The 18,890-nt window shown below is 68.9% G+C and carries 19 protein-coding genes; 13 read left to right on the forward strand and 6 right to left on the reverse strand.

Features of this window, described 5'->3' with window-relative positions; all coding sequences use genetic code 11:
• The first annotated feature begins 21 nt into the window (after nucleotides 1–21).
• On the forward strand, nucleotides 22–1,806 hold the full coding sequence (locus VHC63_09210; GenBank protein HVV36765.1) for an ABC transporter ATP-binding protein: 1,785 nt from the start codon (nucleotides 22–24) through the stop codon (nucleotides 1,804–1,806).
• A gap of 5 nt (nucleotides 1,807–1,811) precedes the next feature.
• On the opposite strand, the gene VHC63_09215 is transcribed toward VHC63_09210, so the two are convergent.
• Together VHC63_09215 and VHC63_09220 are read right to left on the reverse strand one after the other, a co-directional pair.
• Complete coding sequence (locus VHC63_09215; GenBank protein ID HVV36766.1) at nucleotides 1,812–2,645, reverse strand: FkbM family methyltransferase; 834 nt, start codon at nucleotides 2,643–2,645, stop codon at nucleotides 1,812–1,814.
• Nucleotides 2,642–3,349: a sugar phosphate nucleotidyltransferase gene (locus VHC63_09220; protein ID HVV36767.1), complete on the reverse strand. Its 708-nt coding sequence runs from the start codon at nucleotides 3,347–3,349 to the stop codon at nucleotides 2,642–2,644. Before VHC63_09220 ends, VHC63_09215 begins: the two co-directional genes overlap by 4 nt.
• Nucleotides 3,350–3,399: 50 nt before the next feature.
• Between VHC63_09220 and rfbG the strand changes: the two genes are divergently transcribed.
• The 7 genes from rfbG (at nucleotide 3,400) to VHC63_09255 (ending at nucleotide 10,350) form a co-directional block, all read left to right on the forward strand.
• Nucleotides 3,400–4,449, forward strand: a complete 1,050-nt coding sequence (gene rfbG, locus VHC63_09225) for a CDP-glucose 4,6-dehydratase (protein ID HVV36768.1) — start codon at nucleotides 3,400–3,402, stop codon at nucleotides 4,447–4,449.
• A gap of 35 nt (nucleotides 4,450–4,484) precedes the next feature.
• Complete coding sequence (locus tag VHC63_09230; GenBank protein ID HVV36769.1) at nucleotides 4,485–5,564, forward strand: glycosyltransferase family 4 protein; 1,080 nt, start codon at nucleotides 4,485–4,487, stop codon at nucleotides 5,562–5,564.
• Nucleotides 5,545–6,525, forward strand: coding sequence for a glycosyltransferase (locus VHC63_09235; protein ID HVV36770.1), 981 nt, complete (start codon nucleotides 5,545–5,547; stop codon nucleotides 6,523–6,525). Before VHC63_09230 ends, VHC63_09235 begins: the two co-directional genes overlap by 20 nt.
• A 226-nt stretch (nucleotides 6,526–6,751) precedes the next feature.
• Entirely contained in the window at nucleotides 6,752–7,636 is an 885-nt protein-coding gene (locus VHC63_09240; GenBank protein ID HVV36771.1) for a WecB/TagA/CpsF family glycosyltransferase, read from the forward strand.
• Complete coding sequence (locus VHC63_09245) at nucleotides 7,636–8,394, forward strand: sugar transferase (protein ID HVV36772.1); 759 nt, start codon at nucleotides 7,636–7,638, stop codon at nucleotides 8,392–8,394. Before VHC63_09240 ends, VHC63_09245 begins: the two co-directional genes overlap by 1 nt.
• A 20-nt stretch (nucleotides 8,395–8,414) precedes the next feature.
• Complete coding sequence (locus tag VHC63_09250; GenBank protein ID HVV36773.1) at nucleotides 8,415–9,131, forward strand: hypothetical protein; 717 nt, start codon at nucleotides 8,415–8,417, stop codon at nucleotides 9,129–9,131.
• A gap of 4 nt (nucleotides 9,132–9,135) precedes the next feature.
• Nucleotides 9,136–10,350, forward strand: a complete 1,215-nt coding sequence (locus VHC63_09255; protein HVV36774.1) for a glycosyltransferase — start codon at nucleotides 9,136–9,138, stop codon at nucleotides 10,348–10,350.
• On the opposite strand, the gene wecB is transcribed toward VHC63_09255, so the two are convergent.
• Both wecB and VHC63_09265 read right to left on the reverse strand, forming a co-directional pair.
• Nucleotides 10,326–11,429 carry a UDP-N-acetylglucosamine 2-epimerase (non-hydrolyzing) gene (wecB, locus tag VHC63_09260; GenBank protein ID HVV36775.1) on the reverse strand — a complete coding sequence of 368 codons (1,104 nt, stop codon included), beginning with the start codon at nucleotides 11,427–11,429 and terminating at the stop codon, nucleotides 10,326–10,328. The genes VHC63_09255 and wecB overlap by 25 nt on opposite strands.
• 16 nt (nucleotides 11,430–11,445) lie before the next feature.
• Nucleotides 11,446–12,312, reverse strand: coding sequence for a glycosyltransferase (locus VHC63_09265; protein ID HVV36776.1), 867 nt, complete (start codon nucleotides 12,310–12,312; stop codon nucleotides 11,446–11,448).
• Nucleotides 12,313–12,370: 58 nt separating this feature from the next.
• Here VHC63_09265 and VHC63_09270 point away from each other — a divergent pair, with 58 nt between their 5' ends.
• Genes VHC63_09270 through VHC63_09290 form a run of 5 tightly spaced genes read left to right on the forward strand, consistent with a single transcriptional unit; the run spans nucleotide 12,371 to nucleotide 16,768 of the window.
• Nucleotides 12,371–13,342, forward strand: a complete 972-nt coding sequence (locus tag VHC63_09270; GenBank protein ID HVV36777.1) for a glycosyltransferase — start codon at nucleotides 12,371–12,373, stop codon at nucleotides 13,340–13,342.
• Nucleotides 13,339–14,016 (forward strand): acylneuraminate cytidylyltransferase family protein, encoded by a 678-nt coding sequence (locus VHC63_09275; protein HVV36778.1) that lies wholly within the window; start codon nucleotides 13,339–13,341, stop codon nucleotides 14,014–14,016. Before VHC63_09270 ends, VHC63_09275 begins: the two co-directional genes overlap by 4 nt.
• Nucleotides 14,009–14,959, forward strand: a complete 951-nt coding sequence (locus tag VHC63_09280; protein ID HVV36779.1) for a phosphoglycerate dehydrogenase — start codon at nucleotides 14,009–14,011, stop codon at nucleotides 14,957–14,959. Before VHC63_09275 ends, VHC63_09280 begins: the two co-directional genes overlap by 8 nt.
• Nucleotides 14,956–15,663 carry an SDR family NAD(P)-dependent oxidoreductase gene (locus VHC63_09285; protein ID HVV36780.1) on the forward strand — a complete coding sequence of 236 codons (708 nt, stop codon included), beginning with the start codon at nucleotides 14,956–14,958 and terminating at the stop codon, nucleotides 15,661–15,663. The genes VHC63_09280 and VHC63_09285 overlap by 4 nt, the downstream gene beginning before the upstream one ends.
• A gap of 4 nt (nucleotides 15,664–15,667) precedes the next feature.
• A complete protein-coding gene (locus tag VHC63_09290; GenBank protein ID HVV36781.1) occupies nucleotides 15,668–16,768 on the forward strand; it encodes a glycosyltransferase in 1,101 nt (366 codons plus the stop codon).
• Here the strand turns inward: VHC63_09290 and VHC63_09295 are convergent.
• Complete coding sequence (locus VHC63_09295) at nucleotides 16,765–18,006, reverse strand: hypothetical protein (protein HVV36782.1); 1,242 nt, start codon at nucleotides 18,004–18,006, stop codon at nucleotides 16,765–16,767. The genes VHC63_09290 and VHC63_09295 overlap by 4 nt on opposite strands.
• On the reverse strand, nucleotides 17,999–18,862 hold the full coding sequence (locus VHC63_09300) for a glycosyltransferase family A protein (protein HVV36783.1): 864 nt from the start codon (nucleotides 18,860–18,862) through the stop codon (nucleotides 17,999–18,001). Before VHC63_09300 ends, VHC63_09295 begins: the two co-directional genes overlap by 8 nt.
• Between the last annotated feature and the right edge of the window lie 28 nt (nucleotides 18,863–18,890).

The following is an 18,890-nucleotide window of genomic DNA, read 5'->3' on the forward strand; positions in this document are numbered from 1 at the left end:
GACCGGTAACTTCAGGTCCGCATGCGCCGCCTCCCGTCGTTCTCGGTCTCTATCAAAGCGTGGCGTGAGGTTGAGGAGTTTGTCCACGTCGGGCGCTTCCGCGTCCTGATGCTGGCGGCGATGGGCGCCGTCGTCGGTGTCAGCGAATCGGCCTTCCTCGCCATTCTCGCCACCGTCGGCATCGCGATCGCCGGACGGAACGGCGCCGATCTGTCAGCGGTGAAGCTGCCCGGCTTCAGTCTCACGGGCCTGTCGATCCCGCAGCTGCTGGAGCTCGGAGCGACCCTCGCCATTGTCACGATGCTGGTGCAGTTCTTCATCACGGTGCAGCTGTCGCGGATCACAGCCGAGGTCAACACGATCATGCGGCGGGCGATCTACAAGGAGTTTTCGCACGCCAGTTGGCGAACGCAGCGCACCGAAGTCGAGAGCGCGTTCGTGAACTTCATCGTCTTCCACGTGCCACGCGCCAGCAGCATGGTGACGTCGATCATCAGCCAGCTCACTTCGGTGGCGACACTCGCCGTGTTCCTCGTCGTCGCCACCGCCATGGCCCCAGCCATCGCGCTGGTCGTGATCGCCCTCGGCGCCGTGCTGTGGTTCGGGTTCTTGCCCGTGCGTCGGATCACCCGCGATGCCGGCGAAGAGTCGAAGATGATGACGCGGCGGCTTTTCCGCACGATCATCGATGCGATCTCCGCCAGCCGTGAGATCAAGGCCTACGGCGTCGAAGACCCGATCCGGGAGCAGATCAACACCGAGATCGACGAACTCGAACGTCCGGCATTCCGAACCCGCGTGGCGTCGGGCTTCGTCCCCGTGCTCTACCAGCGCCTCGTGTTCCTGATCCTGCTCGGTGGCGTCGCCCTCGTGTACATCCTCGACATCAAGGACGTCGGTGCCATCGGCGCGGCGCTGCTCATCGTGCTGCGGGCGATGCAGCAGGCCCAAGGCGTGCAAGCGGCCGATCCCGTGATCGCCGAGGCGCGGCCCTGGCTCGCCGAGCTCAAGGAAGGCCGCGATAAATACGCCGCCGGTCGCATGCACGTGGGCGACGCGGTGCTCGGTCCCCTCGAGGAGATCGAGATCGACAACGTCACCTACTCATACGGCGAACCGGGTCAACCGTTGGCGCTCGACGGCGTGAGCTTCAAGGCGAAGCGTGGGCAGTTGATCGGCGTCATCGGGCCGTCGGGGAGCGGGAAGTCGACGCTGTCGGAGCTCCTGGTGCGCCTCGACGAGCCGACCACGGGCACGTACCGGGTCAACGGTCGTCCGGCGAGCGACTACGACCGCGAGTCCTGGACGCGTCAGGTCGTGCTGGTGCCCCAGATGGGTCATCTCATCACGGCGTCGGTCGAGGACAACATCCGGTTCCTGCGCGAGGGCGTCACCCAGGAGGCGGTTCGGAGCGCGGCCGACAAGGCGAACCTGACGGTGGACGTACTCGAGTTCGAAGAAGGCTTCGACACGAAGGTGGGCGAGCGCGGCAACCGCGGCTTGTCGGGTGGCCAGCGCCAGCGCCTTACCATCGCCCGCGCACTGGCGGTGCCACCGGGGCTGATCGTCCTCGACGAACCGACGAGCGCGCTCGACCACAAAGCCGAAGGCGTCATCGTCGAGACGATCGAGCGACTGCGTGAGCACGCCCTCGTCATCGTCGTCGCCCACCGGCTGTCGACGCTGCGCCACTGCGACCGCGTGCTCGTGCTCCGCGACGGCAAGACCGAAGCGTTTTGCTCGCCTGACGAACTCGCTGATCAGAGCACGTTCTTCCGCGAGGCGGGCACGACGATCGCGCCGTAAGCGCGCTACTTCAACCGGTTGAGGAGATCGGTGCGGGACTCGTGCACCGCGAGGTAGTTCGCGTCGGTGAGCGTTTCCATGGCGAGATTGAACGGCACCGCCTCCCACGCGGTGGGCAGGATGCGGCCGATCAGAAAGCCCCATTTGGTGAGGTCCGCGTAGAAGTCGCGCAGCATGTACTTGGTCAACACCACGAACTTGCCGTACTCGAACTGCACCGCACCGATGGCCCCGCGTTCGAAGGCGTTGGCGAAGCCGTGCAGCACCTTCTCCTCGGCGCCTTCCACGTCGATCTTCAAGAAGTCGATCTTGTCGACTCCGTTCTCCGCGATGTAGTCGTCGCCCGTTCGGACCGGCACCTCGATCTGTTCGGACTCGATCTCCCACGGGAAGTCCGTCATCGTCGTCAGCACCGGCAGATCGGGGAAGTGCCGAATGGTGATCGTGCCCGCTTCGTCAGACAGTCCGAATGAGTTGATGTGCACGCGGGCGTCGCTGCCGTGGTTGTCGCGCAACTGCGCCGCGGTCGTCGGCGAGATCTCGAAGGCGTGCACCTCGCGGGCACCGGCGGCGAGCGCGTACTTCGTCCACTCACCGACGTTGGCTCCGACGTCGAAGACGACGTCGAGTTGAGGGCCGAGCTGGGTGAGGACCCAGTTTTCGCCGTTCGTGGCGATGTGTTGCAACACCGCGTTGGCGCCGTCGTAGCCGCGCACGACGTAGCGCGCCATGTTGACGATGCGCTTGGCGACGGGGTTGCGGCGTCCCTTCACGCCCACCCATCCCATTAACCGGGCGGGCGTCGAGACCTGGCCGCGGGGATCGACCTTGGGGCTCATACGCGCATCCACGGCGGCGAACCGCCTTCGCACAGCGACGTCAGCTCGAGTGCGTCCTTGTAGGTGTCCATCGATTTCCAGAACCCCGGGTGTTTGTACGCGAACAGCTCGCCGTCGCGGCCAAGAGCCGGCAGCACGTCGCGCTCGAGGTCTTCACCGGGCGTAGGCCACTTGTCGAAACAGTGGCGGTCCATCACGAAGAACCCGGCGTTGATGTAGTGGTCGGGCAACCGCGGCTTTTCCTTGAAGCCGACGACGCGCCCGTCGTCGCCAAAATCCACGGTGCCGTATTGCGACGGAAGGGGCACGACGGTCATCGTCGCGCAACCGCGGTGCGCGTGGTGGAACTCGAGCGACGCCTGGAGGTCCACGTCGCCCAGGCCGTCGGCGTAGGTGACGAAGAACGTGTCGCCCACCTTGTCGGCGATGGCGCGGACGCGGCCGCCCGTATTGGTCTCTTCGCCGGTGTCGATCACGTCGACGGTCCACGGCTCGTCGAGTTCCTTGGCGAACTCGTCGAGCAATTCCTTCTTGTAACCGGCCGCCAGCACGAAGTCGGTGAAGCCGTGGGCGGCGTAGATCTCCATCACGCGCCGAACCACGGGTTGGCCTGCAACTTCGAGCAACGGCTTGGGCACGGTGGCGGTCTGCGGGTACGCACGCGTGCCTTTGCCACCACAGAGGATGACGGTCCGAACCGACATGGCCAAGGAAACTAACTCGCCGAGGATTTCCTTTTATGGTTACCGACCGTATGAATCCCGCAGTGCTCGGTTCGCTGCGCGGGACGCGGGCACTCGTGACCGGTCACACCGGTTTCAAGGGCGCGTGGCTCGCGGCGTGGTTGAATCTGCTCGGCGCCGAGGTGCACGGGGTCGCGCTCGCCCCACCGGCGCGCGGCTCGTTCGTCGACCTCGGGGTGGCGTCGTATGCCCACACGATCGAGGCCGACGTGCGCGACGCCGACGCCGTCGACGAGGCGGTCAAGTCGGTCGAACCCGACATCGTGTTCCATCTCGCCGCGCAACCGCTGGTGCGCGCCGCGTGGGCCGACCGGCGCGCCACCTATGGAACCAACGTCATGGGCACGGTCAACGTGCTCGAAGCGGCGCTGGCCGTGCCGTCCGTGCGCGGCGTCGTCGTGGTCACGACCGACAAGGTCTACGAGAACAACGAAGAGGGTCGCCCCTTCGCCGAGGGCGACCGTCTCGGCGGCCACGACCCCTACAGCGCCTCGAAGGCCGCAGCAGAGATCGCCGTCGGCCCTTATCGCCGCAGTGACCTGATGGGCCTGCACGTCGCCCCGGTCACCTCCGTGCGCGCCGGCAACGTCATCGGCGGCGGCGACTGGTCGGCCGATCGCTTGATCCCCGACATCGTGCGCGCGCTGGAAGCGGGAGAGAACATCACCCTGCGCCGCCCCGACGCCGTGCGGCCGTGGCAGCACGTGCTCGACTGCGTGCACGGTTACCTGCTCGTCGCCGCCGCCCAGCTCGACGGCCGCCCGCTGTCGCCGGCGTACAACTTCGCCCACGCCCGCGGGGCGGCGACCGTCCTCGAAGTCACGCGCGCCGCGGTGAAGCACTGGGGCGCGGCGCAGGACCGCATCGTGATCGAGCGCGAGACCGACGCCCAGGAAGCCGGCTTGCTCACGCTCGACCCGGCGCTGGCCCACAAGGAACTCGGGTGGGAACCGGCGTGGACGCTGGACGAGACGATCGCCGAGACCATTCGTATCTACCGTGACCCGTCCGCCGGGCGCGCGCAGATCGAGGAGCACATGGAGCGCACCGGCTCCAAGTGAGGGTCGCATTACTCAGCCCGTACGTTTGGCCCGAGGTGCGGCGCGGGGGCGAGCGCTACCTCGACGATCTCGCGTGGTATTTGCGCGGCGCGGGCCACGACGTCGACGTCATCACCGGCACGGCGCGCGCGCCGGGGGTGACGCACACGGACCACGGCGACGACGTGCGCCTGGCGCACCTGCGCGGCGTGGCACGGGGTCGCGTGCAGGTCACGTCGGTGGAGACGTTTGGGCTCCGCGTCGTGCCGACGCTGGTGCGGCACCGCTACGACGTCGTGCACTCGCTCAACCCCAACGCGGCGCTGGCGGCCCGAGCGGTGGGCCAGCGCGTCGTGTTCACCCTGCTCGGCTACCCGACGCCGGAACTGCTGGCCAGCAAACCGGTCAAGGCGCGGGTGCTGCGGGCGGTCATGCGGACGGCGGGGGCGGTGACGGCGCTGTCGGAGAGCGTCGCCGCCGACGTCGAGGCGACGCTCGGGCGCCGCCCCGTGGTGATCGCCCCGGGAGTGCGCACGAACGCATTCGCGCCCTCCGGCCGAACCGCGGTGTCGACGATCCTGTTCGCGTCGGCGATGCGGCCGGAAAAGGGCGTCGACGTCTTGCTGCGAGCCTTCGGCGCGATTGCCTCTCGGCGTTCCGATGTTCGTCTCGTGTTGTGCGGGCCCGGCGACCCGGAGTGGGCGTTCACGAGCGCGGGCGACGCCGTAGCGCCGTATCGCGACCGCGTCGACGTGGTCGGTGCCGGCTCGCCCGACGAGCTGCCGGCGCGTTACGCCGCGTCGCACGTGACCGTGCTGCCGTCGCGCAACGAGGCGTTCGGGCTCGTGCTGGCGGAATCGCTGGCGAGTGGGACACCGGTTGTGGGCTGCCGTGGTGGCGGCGCCGACGACATCGTGACCGACGAGGTCGGTCGCATCGTGAACCACGGCGACGCCGACGCGCTCGCGGCTGCGATCGGCGACGCACTCAGCCTTGCGGCCGACCCTGAGACGGCGCCGCGCTGCGTTCGTCGTGCCATGACGTGGGACTGGCAACAGGCCATCGGCCCGCAGCACGAAGCGCTGTATCGCGACGTCGCGAGTACCTTGCACCGCCGTGGCCGACATCGCACCTGAAGTGTCCGTGGTGTGCTCGACGTTCGAGCGGGCGCACAAACTGCCGCCGTTCTTCGCGGCGCTCGAGGCACAAACCCTCGACGCCGGCCGGTTCGAGGTCGTGATCGTCGACGACGGATCGAAGGACGACACCGGCGCCGTGTTGCAGCGGCTCGCCGACGCATCGAAGCTGCACGTGCGCATCGTGTCGTTCCCGCAGAATCAAGGCCGATCGAAGGGCCGCAACGCCGGCTGGCGGGCGGCGAAGGCGCCGATCGTCGCCTTCACCGACGACGACTGCGCGCCCGATCCGCGCTGGCTCGAAGAAGGGCTGAAGGCGATGGCGGCGACGGGCGCCACCGTCGTCGTGGGCCGCACCGACCCCAATCCGGCGCAGGCCGGCAACACGGGCGTGTTCAGCCGCACGCAGCGCGTCAACGAGTCGTCGGGAACTCGTTACTTCCACACCTGCAACATCTTCTACCGGCGTGACGCCCTCGAACGCCTCGGCGGCTTCGACGTCGGCTTCCGGTTCAAGGGCGGTGAGGACACCGACCTTGGCTGGCGCCTCCTCGAATCCGGCGGCACGGTGGCCTTCGCCAACGACGCTGTTGTCCTCCACGACATCAGCAAGAGCAGCTACCGCGCCGCGCTGCGCGAGGCGTCGATGTGGCTCGACATCCCCCGCGTCACCCGCCTCCACCCCGTCAAGGCGCGGCCGATGCTGGTGCACCGGCTGTTCTGGAAGAAGACCCACGAGCTCGTGCTCGTCGCCATCGGCGGGATAACCGTGGCGGCGATCGCCCGCAATCCGTTGCCGTTGCTCGGGGTCATCCCGTGGATCAATTTCCGGCTCCGTCGCTGGCCCATCGGCTCCGGCGCGCAGCGCATGCTGTACCTGCCGCACGCATTCCTCATCGACACCGTCGAGGTCTCCTCGATGGTGCGTGGCTCCTTCCTGAACCGGGTGTTCGTTTTGTAAACCCCGAATTACATGGGTGTGAATACGCCCGAATACGCAGGATTTTTGCCCCCGCTTATAGAATCCTTGGCCCCGTTGGGTCCTAGTTGGGATTGCGGGCAGGCGTGGGCAAGAAATTTCGTAAGGAATTGGGACTTTCTCCGATTCCGTATGTACGGGGATCGCAGCTTGGGAGTTCCGCCCAGGCATTCCCCTCAGAGGAAGAGCGGATTGGGGTGGAGCGCTGATGACGCTGCTTGACGACACGGGTTCTGCGCCGGTCGCGCAGCACACGCGTCGCGCCCGCGTTCGTAAGCACCACGACGAGGGGGTGGTGCTCGACCTGCGGACGCACCGCCTCGTGCCGCCGCGCCAGCCCGTGAACCTGTTCGGCCTCGACGTCGACCCGCTCAGCCTCACCGAATCCGTCGACCGTGCCGAGGCGCTCATCGAAACCCGCAGCCCTCGCCACCACGTTTGCATCAACGCCGCCAAGGTCGTCGGCATGCGCAACGACGAGCGGCTCGCCGAGGTGCTCGCCAATGCCGACATGGTCAACGTCGACGGTCAGTCGATCGTGTGGGCGTCGCGACTGCTGCGGGCCAAGGTGCCCGAGCGGGTCGCCGGCATCGACTTCATGGAAGCGCTCATCGCCCGCGCCGCGGAGCGCGGCTGGGGCGTGTACTTCCTGGGCGCCACCGACGCCGCCCTCGAAGCCTGTGTTGCCCACTTCCAGGGGCGCTTCCCCGACCTGATCGTCTCGGGTAGCCACAACGGTTACTGGACCGACGAGGAGCAGGCCGACGTGTTCGGCGAGGTCGCCGCCTCCGGCGCGCAGCTGGTCCTGGTGGCGCTGCCCACGCCGCGCAAGGAGTACCTCGTGGGCGACAACCTGGCGGCGTTCGGCAATGCCCTCGTTGTCGGCGTCGGCGGTTCGTTCGACGTCTTCGGCGGGCTCGTCTCGCGGGCGCCGAAGTGGGCGCAGAATTGGGGCCTCGAGTGGGCGCACCGCTTGGCGCAAGAACCGCGCCGGATGTGGAAGCGCTACCTCGTCGGCAACTCGAAGTTCTGCTACCTCGTCGCCCGCACGTGGTGGCAAACACGCATCACCCGCAGTGGGGCGGTGAGCTGATGTCGATCGCCTTTGACCGCGAAGCGCTCGAACTCGGCACCCTCGACGTCCGTGACCCCGACAAAGTCGTCGTCGACCTCCGGCGCGCCGAGAAGACGAGTAACCCCACCGCACCGACAACCGCGCCCGAGATTCTCGTGCGCCGCGAGGCCTCGGCGACCAAGCGCTTCCTGAAGCGGGCCATCGACGTCGTCGGTGCGTCGGTGCTCCTCGTCGTCGCCGCGCCGATCGCGGCGTGCATCGCGCTCGCCATCCGCGTGACCAGTGGCAAGCACGTGTTGTTCAAGCAGACGCGCGTGGGCCTCGACGGCGCCTTGTTCACCATGTACAAGTTCCGCACGATGGTGCGCGACGCCGAGGATCTGCGTCACCAGCTCGTCGAGCACAACGAGGCCGACGGCCTGTTGTTCAAGATTGCCGACGACCCGCGCGTGACGCGTCTGGGTCGGGTGCTGCGCCCGCTCGGTCTCGACGAGCTGCCGCAGTTGCTCAACGTCCTCAAGGGCAACATGAGCCTCGTCGGCCCCCGCCCCGCGCTCCCGGTCGAGGTCGACAAGTACGACGAGCGGCTCAAGGCGCGTCTGTGGGTGAAGCCGGGCCTGACCGGTCTGTGGCAGATCAACGGTCGCCACGAGCTCAGCTTCGACGACTACGCCCGTTTCGACCTGCACTACGTGGACAACTGGTCGCTGATGCTCGACCTGTGGGTCCTGGTTGCAACGCTGCCGGCGCTGTTGCGTCGGCGTGGCGCCTACTAACAGCGGATACCTTGTCGGCGATGTCGTCGCCCCGCCGCATGCTTACGCTCCTGCGGCCGCGGAACTGGCCGGTCACCCTGCGCAAAGTGCCGAGCACCCGGCGCGCCCGTCTCCTGCTGCGCCTGCGCTTCCTGTCGTGGTGGCACAGCGCGCCGATCGAAGTGTCGATCGCACCCGACGTCACCATCGGCAAGCGCGTCAACCTCGAGATCCGCTCCCATACGCGTAACTCGCTTCACGTCGGCAAAGGCTCGACGATCGGCGACGATGTGCGCCTCCGCTTGCGCGGCGGATCGATCCGCATCGGCGAAAGCGTCGACGTACGCGCCAACACGGTGCTCAACATCACCGGAGGCGACCTCGTCGTCGACGGGCCGAGCAACATCGGCTGGGGCGTGGCCATCCACTGCGCCGAGTCGGTGACCATCGGCCACTTCGCCCAGATCGCGGAGTACTCCACCATCGTCGACAGCAACCACGTGCAAACAGCGCCCGACGAGTGGAGCTACTTCAACACCACGAGTGCGCCGATCGTGTTGAAGCCCGACGTGTGGGTGTGCCCCAAGAGCACGGTCACCATGGGCGTCACCATCGGCGAACACGTCATCGTCGGGCCGAGCTCGGTCGTGACAAAGGACGTGCCGCCGGGCGTGTTGTCCTCCGGCATCCCGGCGCGGGTCATCAAGGAACTCGACCTGCCGTGGAAGCCGCGCGTGGGCGACATCGACCTCGCCTAGCTGCATGCGCATCTGCCTCATGGCACGCCAGTTCCCTGTCGTGTCGCAGACCTTCGTCCTCAACCACGCCGCCGGTCTGTTGGCGCGGGGCCATGAGGTGGTCGTCGTGCCGATCATGCGCAGCGACGACGAGGAGTTCGCCACCGACGAGTTCAACGCCGTCATCGCCGCCACCGCGCCGACCCCGGCGCCTCTCGGTGGGGGCAAGCTCGCCCGGATGGCCGGCGGCGCGCTACGACTGGCCACCGCCGACGCGCCGTCGCGGCGATTCGCGCTGGCGAAGGGCGACGACTTCCCGCTCCAACGCGTTGGGTTGCGTTTGTTGATCGCGTCGCGGCTGGCCAACGCCGCTCCCTTCGACGTGCTGCACGCCCACTTCGGTCCCACGGGTGTCGCCGCCGTCGCGTTGCGCGACGCCGGGGTGTTCGACTCGCCGATCGTGTGCTCGTTTCACGGTTATGACGCCAACGTGATCGCGCAGCAGGTCCCCGGCATTTACGAACCGATGATCGGTCGCGCCCACGTCACCGCCGGCACGGCGTTCATGCGCACCGTGGTCGAGAACCTCGGCTTCCCGCCGGGCGACGTCACCGTGTGGCCCCAGGGCGTCGACACGGCGCGCTTCGTGCCGCGCCCGCCGCGGCCGGCCGACGGTACGTTCCGGGCGCTGTCCGTCGCCCGCCTCGTGGACTTCAAAGGCCTCGACATCTCGATTCGCGCCGTCGCCGCGGCGCGCTCGCGCGTGCCGGGCCTGCGCTACACGATCATCGGCGAAGGTGAACGGCGTGACAACCTCGAGCGCCTGGCGAAGGAACTGGGTGTCGACGACATCGTCACCTTTGCCGGCGCCCGCTCGCACGACGAGGTGCTCGCCGCGTTCGCGCACGCCGACGTGTTCCTCATCACCGGCCGGGTCGACTCCGAAGGTCAGAAAGAGGGCCAGGGCGTGGCGCCGCTCGAAGCAGCCGCCAGCGGCTTGCCCGTCGTCGCGGCGCGAGCCGGTGGGCTCACGGAGGTCGTCGTCGACGGCGAAACGGGCATCGTCGTCGAGCCCGAGAATCCGGTCGCGGCGGCTGAGGCGCTCGTCCGCTTGGCCGGTGACGCTCCCCTGCGCACGCGGCTCGGGACAGCCGGGCGGGCGCACGTGGAGGCGAACTTCTCGCACGCACACAGCCTTGACGTGATCGAGGGTGTCTACCGATCCGTCGGCCGTAGATGACCCGCGGGGCCGCCGCCGGCGAGCAGTACCTCGGCGATGCGCTCACCGGCGTGCCCGTCCCACCCCGGGATCTCTGACGCCGGTTGGGCGCCGTGGCCAATGGCGCGGCGCACCTCGTCGCGAATGCGCTGCGGATCGCGTCCCACAACCACGTTCGTGCCGAGCTCGACGGTGATCGGCCGCTCAGTGTTGTCCCGCAGCGTGATGCAGGCCACACCCAGCGCGCTCGTCTCTTCCTGCACGCCGCCGGAGTCGGTGAGCACGACGCGCGCTGAAGCCTCGAGGGCGATGAAGTCGAGGTAGCCCTGCGGCTCGACGAGGGCGATGCCCGGAGCGAGGGCCATCTCCGCCAGGCGGGCGCGTGTGCGCGGGTGCACGGGGAACACCAGCGGCAACTCCTCGGAGATCTCGCCCAAGGTGTCGACCAGTGTGCGCAACATCTGCGGGTCGTCGACGTTGGCCGGGCGGTGCAGCGTGACGAGGCCGAAGCGGCCGGGGTCCACGCCGACCGCGTCGATGATCGACCGCTGCTTGGCGCGTTCGACGTTGGCCAACAACGTGTCGATCATCACGTTGCCTACGAGGTGGATCTGGTCGTCGCGGTAGCCCTCGGCCTTGAGGTTGGCCACGGCGTCGGCAGACGGAGCCAACAGGTAGTCGCTAATACGGTCGGTGACGACGCGGTTGACCTCTTCGGGCATCGTCCAGTCGCGGCTGCGCAGTCCCGCTTCCACGTGCGCCACCAGCGCGCCCGCTTTTGCGGCGCTGAGCGCGGCGGCGACGGTCGAGTTGACGTCGCCGACGACCACGACGACGTCGGCGGGCCACTCTTCCAGCAGGCCCTCTATACCGACGAGCACGCGCGCCGTCGTTTCGGCGTGCGTGCCCGATCCAACGCCAAGGTAGCGGTCGGGGGCGCGCAGACCGAGCTCGTCGAAGAACACGTCGCTCATCGCCGCGTCGAAGTGCTGGCCGGTGTGCACGAGCAGCGTGTCGGCGCCCCGGGCGTCGAGCGCGTCGACCACGGGTTTGATCTTCATGAAGTTCGGCCGCGCGCCGGCAACGCAGACAATCCTCATGACGATCCGATCGTACTTACGCGACGGGCGGGTCGAAGGCCCGCTCCAGGATCCGTTGCGCGCGGTAGTCGAGCAGACACGCTCGTAGCGCCCACCACGGACCCACGCGGTAGCCCGCCGCACGCGCCTTGCGGTACGGGCCGAGCGACAGGCGCGCCTCGGGCCGGCGAAGGCTGCCTTGCAGCGCGCGTACCCGCGGCGCACCGCCGGCGATGCGGCGGACCTTGGCCAAGAGCGCGGTGGCGCTCGAGCGCGCCGGATGCGTTATCCGGGCGTCCGGCGTGTACACGAGGCCGAAGCCCGCTGCTTTGGCGCGCAGGCAGAAGTCGGCGTCGCCGCCGGTGCGCAACGTGGAGTCGAACTGCACGCGGGCGAACACATCCCGGCGCACCGCGAGGTTGCAAGTGGCTGCGAACCCGTCGAGCTCGACGTAGGTCTGCTGGCGCAGGTGGCGGGTGGAGTCGACCCATTCGGCCGGGTTTGGTCGCCGATGCGCGAAGCGGAAGTCGACGCCGCCTCCGCTCAGCGCCGCCGTGTCCAACGCGGCGACGTGCGCGCGCACCCACCCTGGAGCGACCTCGCAGTCAGTATCGGTGAACAACACGCATGAGGCGGCCGGGTCGAGCGCCGCGAGGGCGGCGTTGCGCGCCGCGTACGAGCCTTGGTTCGGCACGACCTCCACGACCATGGCCCCCTCGGCGCGCGCGGCCGCGGCTACGCGAGCGTCGCCCCCGTCCACCGCAACGACGACACGCAGTTGTTCGCGCGGATAATCCGTCGCCCACACCGAACGCAGCGTCGCCCCGATGGCGTCTACTTCGTCGTAGACCGGGATGCACACACCGACGATCGGCTCGTCGGCGTCGCTCGTCGGAGGCGGCACGCCAAGAGCTTGCCCTACGACGCCACCGTCGGGGGACAGTGCCTGCCACAATTCCCGGATGGATTCGGCGCAGGACACGCAGCAACTGCGCGTGTCGGTCATCGTGCGCTGCCTCAACGAGGGCGCGCACATCGGCCGGCTCCTCGACGGCTTGCTGGAGCAGACGCGTCAACCCGACGAGATCATCATCGTCGACTCGGGTTCGACCGACGACACGCTGGAGGTCGCCGGGCGCTATCCGACCAAGATCGTCCACATCAAACCCGAGGAGTTCTCCTTCGGTCGTGCGCTGAATCTGGGCTGCGAGGCTGCTTCGGGCGACATCTTGGTGTCGGTCAGCGCCCACGTGTATCCGATCTACGACTCGTGGCTGCGCGAGCTCGTGGCGCCGTTCGCGTCCGACGACGTGTCGCTCACCTACGGGCGCCAGCAGGGCGACGAGCGCACGACGATCTCCGAACAGCGGATCTTCACGCAGTGGTTTCCCATCGTCAGCGAACAGCGCCAGAGCCACCCGTTCTGCAACAACGCCAACAGTGCCGTGCGGCGGGAGGTGTGGCAGCGCTACCGCTGGGACGAGTCGCTGACCGGTCTCGAAGATCTCGCGTTGGCGAGGCGCTGCATCGAGGACGGTGGCACGATCGCGTACGTCGCCACCGCCCCGATCGTTCACGTGCACGAAGAGACTTTTGCCAAGGTGCGCAACCGCTATCGCCGCGAGGCGATCGCCCACAAGGCGATCTACGACGAGCAGCGCATGGGTCGCTTCGAGGCGATCGGCTTGGCGCTGGCGAACATCGGCGGCGACCTGGCCTTCGCGGCCAAGCACCGCGCGCTGGTGCGCAACGTCGCCAGCATCATCGGCTTTCGCACGGCGCAGTTCATGGGCAGCTACCAAGGCTTCGCCCAGAGCGGGCCGGTGCATTCGGAACTGAAGCGGCGCTTCTATTACCCCGCGGGCCGCATCGGGAAGCGGGAAGAACCGGGCGGCCCGGACGCGCGCCGCATCGAATACGGAGGCGACGCGTGACAACCGTGGTGGGGCTCGTGCCAATGCGGCACGACAGCGAACGGGTGAAGGGCAAGAACTACCGGCTCCTCGGCGGGCGCCCGCTGTATCACCACGTGGTGGCGGCGCTCCTCGACTCGGGCGTCGTCGACCAGGTGCTCATCGATACCGACAGCCCCTTCATCGCCGAGGATGCACCCGCGCACTTCGATCGGGTCAGCGTGATTCCGCGGCCCGAGCATCTCCTCGGCGGCCACACGCCCATGAACGCCATCCTGCTCCACGACGTGTCGCAGGTCGACGCCGACCTGTACTTGCAGACGCACAGCACGAACCCTTTGCTGCGGGCTTCCACGATCGCCGCCGCCGTCAAGACGCTCGTCGACCAGCGGCCCGAATACGACTCACTCTTCGGCGTGACGGCGTTGCAGACGCGGCTGTGGTGGGACGGCGCCCGGGCGGTCAACCACGACCCCGCTGTGCTGCTGCGCACGCAGGACCTGCCACCGATCTACGAGGAGAACAGCAACCTGTACCTGTTCGATCGGGAGACGCTCGAGCGGCGCGGTAACCGCATCGGCGACCGGCCGCTGCTTTTCCCGATCGACCGCGCCGAGGCGTGGGACATCGACGAGGAGATCGACTGGACTGTGGTTGAAGCGCTCTACGCGCAGCGGGAACACGCCGGTGAGTGACGCGCCGCGCCTACTGGTGACGTGCCGGCAGATGCAGGTGTCGATGCCGCTCGTGGAGCACCGGTTGAAAGACGCCGGCGTCGAGTGGGATTGCCCGCCGATCCCCGGTCAGCAGTTCTCCGCCGAGCAACTCATCCCGATTATCGGCAACTACGACGCCATGATCGCCGGCGACGACTACGTCACCGCCGAGGTGCTGCGCGCCGGACTGCCACGTCTCAAGACCGTGGCCAAGTGGGGCATCGGCGTCGACGGCATCGACCTCGCCGCCGCCGCCGACCTCGGCATCGCCGTGACGAACACACCGGGGATGTTCGACGACGAAGTCGCCGACGTCGCCTTCGGCTACGTGCTCAGCCTGTTCCGTGGCCTGCACCAGATCGACCGGGCGGTGCGCGCCGGCAACTGGACCAAGATCGAAGGTCACACGCCGCGGGGCCACATCCTCGGCATCGTCGGCCTCGGTGGCACCGGCCGCGCGATGGCAGTGCGGGGCCAGGCCGTCGGCTTCGAGGTCATCGGCAGCGAGCCGGTCGCGGCCAACGCGGAGCAGGCGGCAGCCATGGGGGTGCGCGTCACATCGGTGGATGACGTCTTCTCCGAGTCCGATGTCGTGTCGCTGCACTGCCCCCTGACGCCCGAGACCCGACGCCTCGTCTCGGCGCAGATGCTGGCGCGGATGAAGCCCGGCGCCTACTTGGTGAACGTTGCCCGCGGTCCAGTGGTCGACGAGGCGGCGCTGATCGCCGCGCTCGAGCGGGGGCACCTCGCCGGCGCGGCGCTCGACGTGTTCGAGGTCGAACCGTTGCCCGCCGACAGCCCGCTGCGCCGCTTCGACAACGTCATCCTCGGGGCCCACAACGGATCGAACACCGCCGAAGCGGTGGCCCGAACCAGCCGGCAGGCCGTCCACAACGCGCTGACCAGCCTCGGCCTCGCGTGAAGACCGTCGTCGTCACCGGCGCCCGCGGTGGTATCGGCGCGGCGGTCATCGAGCTGTTCAACGCGTCGGGGTGGCGCACGATCGGCGTCGACCGCTCGGCGCCCGGTGAGGATCACTCGGCGCGGTATCTGCAGAGCGACATCGCCGACGCCGACGGTCTCACGGCGCTGAGCGACGCGCTGCGCGAGGAAGACCGCATCGACGCGCTGGTCAACAACGCAGCCGTCATGATGGACAAGGACTTCGCCGACCTTTCGGTGGCGGACTGGGACGCCACCATGAACACCAACGTGCGGCCGGCGTTCGTGCTCACGCAGGCGCTGCTGCCCCAACTCGCCGCGGCGATCGGCGGCGTCGTCAACGTGGCGTCGGTGCACGCCATCGCCACCTCGCGCGGCGTAGCGGCCTACGCGGCGAGCAAAGGCGCACTCGTCGCCTTCACCCGCGCGACGTCGCTCGACCTGGCGTCGTTCGGTGTGCGGGTCAACGCCGTGTGCCCCGGGGCGACCGACACGCCGATGCTGCGCGGTGACCCCGCGGTGCGCCAGGCGCTCGTCGACCGCACGCCGCTGCGTCGCATCGCCGACCCCGTCGAAATCGCGCAGGCCGTGCTGTTCCTCGCCGACAGCGAACGATCGGGGTTCATCACCGGCCAGACGCTCGTCGTCGACGGCGGTGCCACGTCGCGGCTCAGCACCGAGTAGCCCGTTGCCGGGCACGACCGACCTCGTTGTCCTTCTCGGCACGCCGTGGTCGCGGTTGGCGTGGCAGAACACCCGCTGGCGCAGCGTCTTGCAGCAATGGGCTGGCGACGCACGCTTCACGACGGTCAGCGTCGTGGACTTTCCGTCGATGTCGCTGCGCAACCTCGTTCGCACCCGCGCCGAGCGCATCGACTCGTGGGACGACCGGGTCACCGCCCTCGCCGGGCGTGTGCCTGTCTACCGTGCGCCGTCGCCGCTCGACGCGCTGGCGTGGCGGATGACGGGCGCGGCGCTGACGGGCGCGTTGCCGGCGCAGGGCACGCGCCGAGTGGTGGTCGCAGCCACGCCGTTGTGGGCTCCCGTCTTGCGGTATCTCGACGCCGATCGTCGCGGGTTCGACGCCGTCGACGATTGGCGGGCACTCCCGGTGGCGGCGCGTGTCGGCGGTCACGTCCTGCGTGGCTATCGCGCGGCGGCACGCGCCGACGCGGTGACGACCGTGTCGCCGGAGCTGGCCGACCGCCTGCGGGCCGACTTCGGCATCGACGGGCGCCCCGTGCCCAACGGCGTCGACGTGGAGGCGTACACCGCGCCGCTGGGCGACGCACCGCCCGGACTACCCGAGGGGTCCTTTGCCGTGTACCTGGGCGTGGTGCAGCAGCGCGTCGACGTCGGGCTCCTCGCCGCCGCCCAGCAGGTCCTGCCCGTCGTCGTCGCCGGGCCGGCCGACGACGCCACGGCGCGGCAACTGCGTGACCTTGGCATCACGTGGCTCGGCCCCGTCGGCCCTGACGTCGTGCCCGCCCTGTTGCGGCGTGCCGCCGTCGGCCTGCTGCCGCATCACGTCAACGCGCTCACCACCAGCATGAGTCCGATGAAGGTGCTCGAGTACTTGGCGGCGGGTTTGCCTGTCGCGGCGACGCCGGTTCCCTTGACGGTCGCGTCCGATCGGATCGTGGTGGCGAGCGCTGCCGGCTACGGCGAAGCCGTGCGTGACGCGCTGGCGCACGGGCGACTGGACGCGCCCGATCCCGCGGTGCGTGCTTTCGGGTGGAACAGGGTGGCGGAAGCGCTCTTCTCCGCCCACGTCAACGGCGAGCGTTAGTCGAAGCGGGGCGCGCCCCGAGCGATCAGCGCGGGGATGTGGCTGCGCGTCACGCCGTGCACGTGCTTGCCGGCCGCTTCGCCGACCGCCAGGAACTCGTCGAGATAGCGCAGATGCCGGTCGTAGTAGTTCGTGTAACTGGTGGTGCGGAAGAACGCAGGGTGAGCAGCGAACACGTCGTTCATGAGCTCCTGGCTGTATTGCAGCTGCGCGTTGTGCTTCCAGAAGTAGTTCTCCGTTTGCACCCGGCCGTCGCAGCCGCCGACGTCGACTTCGTCGACGAGCGCGAAGGCCACCGGCAGCATGAGGTAGGTGAGCACGTTGCCCGACATCACGACCTTGGCGTTCGTCTCCGTCGGCCACGCCCACTCGGTTCCGGTGTCGTCGAGGGTCACGAGCCGATCGCGCACGTCGGGCATGTGGGCCAGCAGCAAGCCGGCATAACGCGCCGGTATCACCACGAGCGCGTCGCAGACGGCCAGCGCGCCGCGCAGGTCGGCGCGGAACGCCGCGGCGTAGCGGCTCGGTCCGAAGTGGAAGACCGGGTCGGCAAAACAGATGACGTCGGGGCGCAGCTTCGTGATGAGGTCGATGTCGCGCACGGCCGAGTTGCACACGATGCGCACGTCGGCGGTGACTCGCGCGGGATCGAGTTCGCTGGCCGACGGCCCGGTGCCGAGCGCCAGGGCGCGCCCGCCGGTGACGCGGCGCGCCAACAGGCGCGGGACGGTCGAGAGTGGATCGGGTGGCGGTTCGGGCGCCAACGCGGCGCGGAGACGGAGATAACCGAGCTCGGACGTGTACGCGAAGACCGGATCGGCGATGCTCATTGATCGAATGTGGGGCAGCACGCGCGCTACCGAGCCGACGGCGATGCGGTGGAGCACGTGGCGTACCCCGCGCCCAGTCGGCAACGGACCCGACGCGATGCGGTCGCGCTGCACGAGGTCGGGATCCATGTGGGGCGCGTCGGCGGGCGAGAACGCCATGTGGTCGGCGCCGGCGATGTAGATCGGTACCGTCGCGTCCGCCAGGTACCAGTTGATGCGTGCCACCAGGTCGGCGAGTTCGGCGGCGTCGCGCGGTGCCGGTTCGAAGACCAACGCGTCGATGTTCGCCCGGTGCTCGGGCACGGCCAGACGCTTGAACCCGGCGTGGAAATACTTGCGCAGCTTCGTGTCGAGCACGTTCGGCTTGCCGAACGCCGCCGCCTGACCCTGCTGCGTACGGTCAGCCACGCATGTTCTCCCGGAACCAACGAACGGGCGAGCGCGCCAGTGCGTGCAGCCGGGCCGTTTGCTCGGTCCGATTGGCGCGCTTGAGTTCGGCGGCGAACGGGCCGGGCCCGGCGGTGACATAGGCCCACAGCATCACCGCCGACCCGACGCCGACGGGACGCATCGCGCTGTAACGGACGAGTCGCAGGGCGAAGTAGGCCGGGTGATAACCCGTCCAGCGGGCGACGACGCCGCCGCGGCGGCGGCCGCGCAGCACGCCCTCGCTCGAGCCGGTGCGCCGGGCGCTGGTCGCGATGGCCTCGGGCACGACGCGGATCTCGAGGCCGGCCGCCCGAATGGCGACCTCGTCGAGAACGTCCCAGCCCAGCGCAATCGGCACGCCCGCCGCGACATCCCACGCGGCGCGGTTGTAGGCGCGCAGGCCGCCGCGGACGTGGTGGGGCTGCGAGCGATCCGCAACGTCGGCGATCACACCGCCGATCACGCCGACGTCGGGCGCCACCTTCGTGAGCGCGGCGAAGTGATCCGGGGCGAGGACCAGGTCGGCGTCGATCTTCAGCACGCGCTCGGCGTCGGGTAGCCGTTCGAGGCCGGCCGCCACCCCGTCGGCGAAGGCGACCCGTTCGGACGCGCCCAGCAGGCCGCCGGTGTTCGTGCGCCGCAGCACGTGCACGGGAAACGGCATTGACTGCGGGTCGACGCACTCGGCGGTGCCGTCGTCGCTGCCGTCGTCGACAATCACCCACAATCCGATCGTTTGGACTGTTTGGGCGGCGAGCGAGGCCGCCAGTTGCGGCAGCCGATCGCGTTCGTTGCGCGCCGGCGTCACCAGCAGCCAGGGCGCGCTGATCGGCATGTCCAACCCTGGCACACGCGATGATGCG

The organism is Acidimicrobiales bacterium, assembly GCA_035546775.1.
In the GTDB taxonomy this organism is placed as follows: domain Bacteria; phylum Actinomycetota; class Acidimicrobiia; order Acidimicrobiales; family JACCXE01; genus JACCXE01.

Bases quoted from the DNA above. Each gene is read 5' to 3' on its own strand.
- VHC63_09210 (HVV36765.1), top strand. From the start codon at position 22: ATGCGCCGCCTCCCGTCGTTCTCGGTCTCTATCAAAGCGTGGCGTGAG.
- VHC63_09215 (HVV36766.1), bottom strand. From the start codon at position 2,645: ATGAGCCCCAAGGTCGATCCCCGCGGCCAGGTCTCGACGCCCGCCCGG.
- VHC63_09220 (HVV36767.1), bottom strand. From the start codon at position 3,349: ATGTCGGTTCGGACCGTCATCCTCTGTGGTGGCAAAGGCACGCGTGCG.
- rfbG (HVV36768.1), top strand. From the start codon at position 3,400: ATGAATCCCGCAGTGCTCGGTTCGCTGCGCGGGACGCGGGCACTCGTG.
- VHC63_09240 (HVV36771.1), top strand. From the start codon at position 6,752: ATGACGCTGCTTGACGACACGGGTTCTGCGCCGGTCGCGCAGCACACG.
- VHC63_09245 (HVV36772.1), top strand. From the start codon at position 7,636: ATGTCGATCGCCTTTGACCGCGAAGCGCTCGAACTCGGCACCCTCGAC.
- VHC63_09250 (HVV36773.1), top strand. From the start codon at position 8,415: ATGTCGTCGCCCCGCCGCATGCTTACGCTCCTGCGGCCGCGGAACTGG.
- VHC63_09255 (HVV36774.1), top strand. From the start codon at position 9,136: ATGCGCATCTGCCTCATGGCACGCCAGTTCCCTGTCGTGTCGCAGACC.
- wecB (HVV36775.1), bottom strand. From the start codon at position 11,429: ATGAGGATTGTCTGCGTTGCCGGCGCGCGGCCGAACTTCATGAAGATC.
- VHC63_09270 (HVV36777.1), top strand. From the start codon at position 12,371: ATGGATTCGGCGCAGGACACGCAGCAACTGCGCGTGTCGGTCATCGTG.
- VHC63_09300 (HVV36783.1), bottom strand. From the start codon at position 18,862: ATGCCGATCAGCGCGCCCTGGCTGCTGGTGACGCCGGCGCGCAACGAA.